At 66.4% G+C, this 3,484-nt stretch carries 3 protein-coding genes; 1 reads left to right on the forward strand and 2 read right to left on the reverse strand.

From position 1 onward, the window contains the following. Together E4P09_RS26750 and E4P09_RS25790 are read right to left on the reverse strand one after the other, a co-directional pair. Positions 1–2,156, reverse strand: a 2,156-nt coding sequence (locus E4P09_RS26750) for an autotransporter-associated beta strand repeat-containing protein (RefSeq protein ID WP_170984648.1), incomplete at its 3' end; no start/stop codon positions are given. 393 nt (positions 2,157–2,549) lie between these two features. Next, positions 2,550–2,933: a YybH family protein gene (locus tag E4P09_RS25790; protein WP_137392532.1), complete on the reverse strand. Its 384-nt coding sequence runs from the start codon at positions 2,931–2,933 to the stop codon at positions 2,550–2,552. Positions 2,934–3,048: 115 nt separating this feature from the next. Here E4P09_RS25790 and E4P09_RS25795 point away from each other — a divergent pair. Further along, a partial coding sequence (locus E4P09_RS25795; protein WP_205042328.1) for a hypothetical protein occupies positions 3,049–3,484 on the forward strand: 436 nt, incomplete at its 3' end.

The raw sequence follows: 3,484 nt of genomic DNA on the forward strand, positions 1-3,484 counted from the left end.
GTGCCGTCCTTGTGCAGCTTGCCGGCCCCACCGACAGCCCCGGTGATCTCGACCCTGTTGCTGTCGGTCACCTCGATCGTGCCGGTGCCGCCAGACAGATCCACGTTCCGCCCCGACGTGAAGCTGCCGGTCGCCTGCAGCGCCGCGCCATCATCGATAGTCACGTTGCCGCCGGTGCCGAGATTGCCGTCGCTCGAGACCGACAGAGTGCCGGCGGCGATCGTGGTATCGCCGGTATAGGTGTTGTCGCCCGAGAGGATCAACGTGCCGGTGCCCTCCTTCACCAGCCTTCCGGCACCGTCGATCTCGCCGGAGGCCGTGAGAATGTTGTCATCGGTCACGTCGATGGTGCCGACCGTGCCGGCAAGCTCGATCTCATGCGCCGTCTCGAAGGTGGCGGTCGCCTCGAGCGTGGTGCCATCGGCCATGGTCACCTTGCCGGAGGCCGCACCGAGGCTGGAACCGTTCGAGATGGACACGGTGCCGTCGCGGATGTCGGTGCCGCCCTCATAAGTATTGATGCCGGTCAGAACCAGGGTGCCCGTGCCTTCCTTCTCGAGCTTGCCGGCCCCGCTGATGACGCCACTGGCGGTCAGCGCGTTGCTCTCCGTCACATCGATTGTGCCGACCGTGCCGGCAAGCTCGATGTCATGGGCCGTCTCGAAGGTGGCGGTCGCCTCGAGCGTGGTGCCGCCGGCCATGGTCACCTTGCTCGTGGAATGGCCGAGGCTCGCCTGATTGTTGATCGAGACCGTGCCGTCCTCGATCCTGGTGCCGCCGACATAGGCGTTGGTGCCGGAAAGCACCAGCGTGCCCGCGCCGGTCTTGGTGATGCCGGTGTCCTTGCCGTCGCCGGCGGGATCGGCCGGATCCTCTGCATCCTCATAACCCGGCGCATAGGCATCGCTGGCGATGTCGTCGGCAATGGTGATCGTCTCGCCAGCCTCCGTCTCGATGTCCAGGCCCGTCTCCCCGTGCAGATAAAATCCGCTGCCGAGACCCAGCCCGGCCCCGCCTCCCCCTCCGCCGGCACCCCCTGTTGCTTGGCCTCCCTGGATCGAGGTGGCTCCTCTTATCTGGAGGGTCGCACCATCCATGACGAAGAGGTGACCGCCCAGGCCGCCGCCACCGCCGCCCCCACTCGCACCGCCATTGCCACCGCCGAATCCGCCCGGCCGGCCGTTGCGGCCGCCGCCGCCGCCAAACCCGCCATTTCCCCCGACAGCGCCGCTTCCGCCGGCGCCACCGCCGCCGCCGCCAAAACCCCCGTGCCCAGCCGCTCTTGCGAATGCGCCACCACCACCACCGCCAAACCCGCCATCTTTTCCAACGGCGCCCTGGCCACCACCACCGCCCACCGCCGACACACCAGCGGTGTTCCCATGTGACGCGTTTCCTCCGCCACCGCCATCTGCTCCGCCATTGCCCGGTGTGACCGTGCCGCCGGTGCCGCTTGCGCCGCCGCTTCCGGGCAGATTGCCTGGAAGGCCATCCATGCCGCCGCTACCAGGCGCCGAACCCCCGCCATTAGCGCCAACCCCAAATCCGCCGCCGCCGCCACTGCCGCCAGGATTGGACCCGCCATGGCCCCCCATGCCGCCGCCGCCACCCCCGCTGTCCGATCCGCCCGTCTTGCCGCCGCCGTTTCCGCCAGCAGCTTGATTTGAGCTGAATGTGACGGAGTCGATGATGACGCTGGAACCGGATCGCGCAAAAACGGCACCGCCGGCACCCATGCCGCCGCCACCGCCACCGGTGGACGAGGAGCCGCCATTGCCGCCGGTGGCGCGACCATTCTGCAGGGTGATGTTGGCAATGGTCACGTTGCCGCTGTTGACGAAGAAGATGCGATATCTGGATGCGCCATCGACGCTGACATTGCCCCCGCCATCGATGGTCACGTCGTCTTGGATGACGGGCAGCTCCTTATCGAGAGTGATCGTCTGCCCGGCCAGGCTCGCATCGAATACGATCTCGTCGGCGCCGGCATTGGCATTGGCCTGGGCAATGGCCCAGCCCAGGGAGTTCTCGACGGTTGGATCGCCCGAAGCGCTGGTGACGGTATAAGTCGCGGCAATGGCCGGGCCGGCCACGGCAGCAAGCGCAATGACCGAACTGCTGGACAGAATGGCCAGGCGGCGGAAACGGACAGGCATTGGGAGGCCCCCTCGCGGCGCTGAAGCTGCTGTATCTTTCGTTAACACAATTATAAGTTGAGTTACCGAAAGGCAAACGCGCACCATTGGGAAAGCGGGCCTGCGCGGAGATTTCTTTCCTGGCGTTGCCCCGCCGCCACGGCGGCGCAAGACACGGCCGAGCGCCTTGCCCATACCGGCAATGGGAGCGGCGACGCCCCTCGTGAGACACCACCGAGGTGATTGGAATGATCGCGAGCAGAGACCCCGATCACGTCAGCCATGGAGTGATCGAGGCGAGAGGAAAAACAAGAGAGGGCCCGTGCAGGCCTGGCCAGCGCTCATGAGGACGCGGGTCGGCGGCAGGCAAGGCAATATGGCGCAGGCGCCCCTAACCGGCCCCCCCGCCCGCCCCTATGAATCGCTCGCCAGCAAATTGGCATCGCGTGCCAGGCGCCATCGGCCGTCCGCCTCCTTGCGCAGGATCGTCAGGGTAAACCCCGAGCGGTGGACGGGCGGGCCGCCGGGCCGGGTCACGGTGATATTGAGATGGGTGCGGAGATAGGCCCAATCGCCCAAGACCTCAAGCTCGAGGATTTCGCTCCTCCCGTCGATATGCAAGTCCTTCATGCCTTCACTTACCGCGGCAAAGGCCTCCTTCCCAAAGGGCGGCTGGCCCGGCACCATGAAGACGACATCCTCAGTCATCAGACCGAGCACTGTGGCAACATCCCCCCGCCTTGATGCGGCCATCCATGTCTCGATGACCTCTCGGATCGCCTGCTCATCGTTTGTCATCGCGAAATCCCTCACTTTTGCACCAAATGCAATCCAATACGCCCTTTGCGCGCATAAGCGGAACCTGCACTGAAAGAGGCTGTTTCTCCTAGGATACGCAACCAGGGAGAATGATATGCGTAAAAGTCTCATACGTGCACCGCTAGCGGCAGCGGCGATCCTGCTGGGAAGCACTGCCCTTCACGCCCAGGTCGGCTCCACGGGCGACACCGCGCCGGGAACGCCGCCAAGCGCGGCTGCACAGCCTGGTCAAACGGGCACGATCGACACCAATGCCGGCCAGCGTGTTGGTCAGAACACGACGACGATGCCCATGCAAAGCGGCGCCGGGTCTTCGACGACCGGATGCCAGCCGGGACAGACCGACTGCGTGCCTGACCAGAACCGTATCGGCCAAACCAGCGACCAAAGCGACGACGGTGAGGACGGCGGCGATGACGGCGGCGATGACGGCAACGGCACCGGTGGTGGAACCGGCGGTGGCACGGGCGGCACCGGCGGTGGCACGGGCGGCGGCACCGGCGGCGGCACCGGCGGCGGCACCGGCGGTG

Source organism: Rhodoligotrophos defluvii, assembly GCF_005281615.1.
In the GTDB taxonomy this organism is placed as follows: domain Bacteria; phylum Pseudomonadota; class Alphaproteobacteria; order Rhizobiales; family Im1; genus Rhodoligotrophos; species Rhodoligotrophos defluvii.

Excerpts from the sequence above, each read along its gene's own strand:
- E4P09_RS25790 (WP_137392532.1), bottom strand. The coding sequence starts at position 2,933 with ATGACAAACGATGAGCAGGCGATCCGAGAGGTCATCGAGACATGGATG.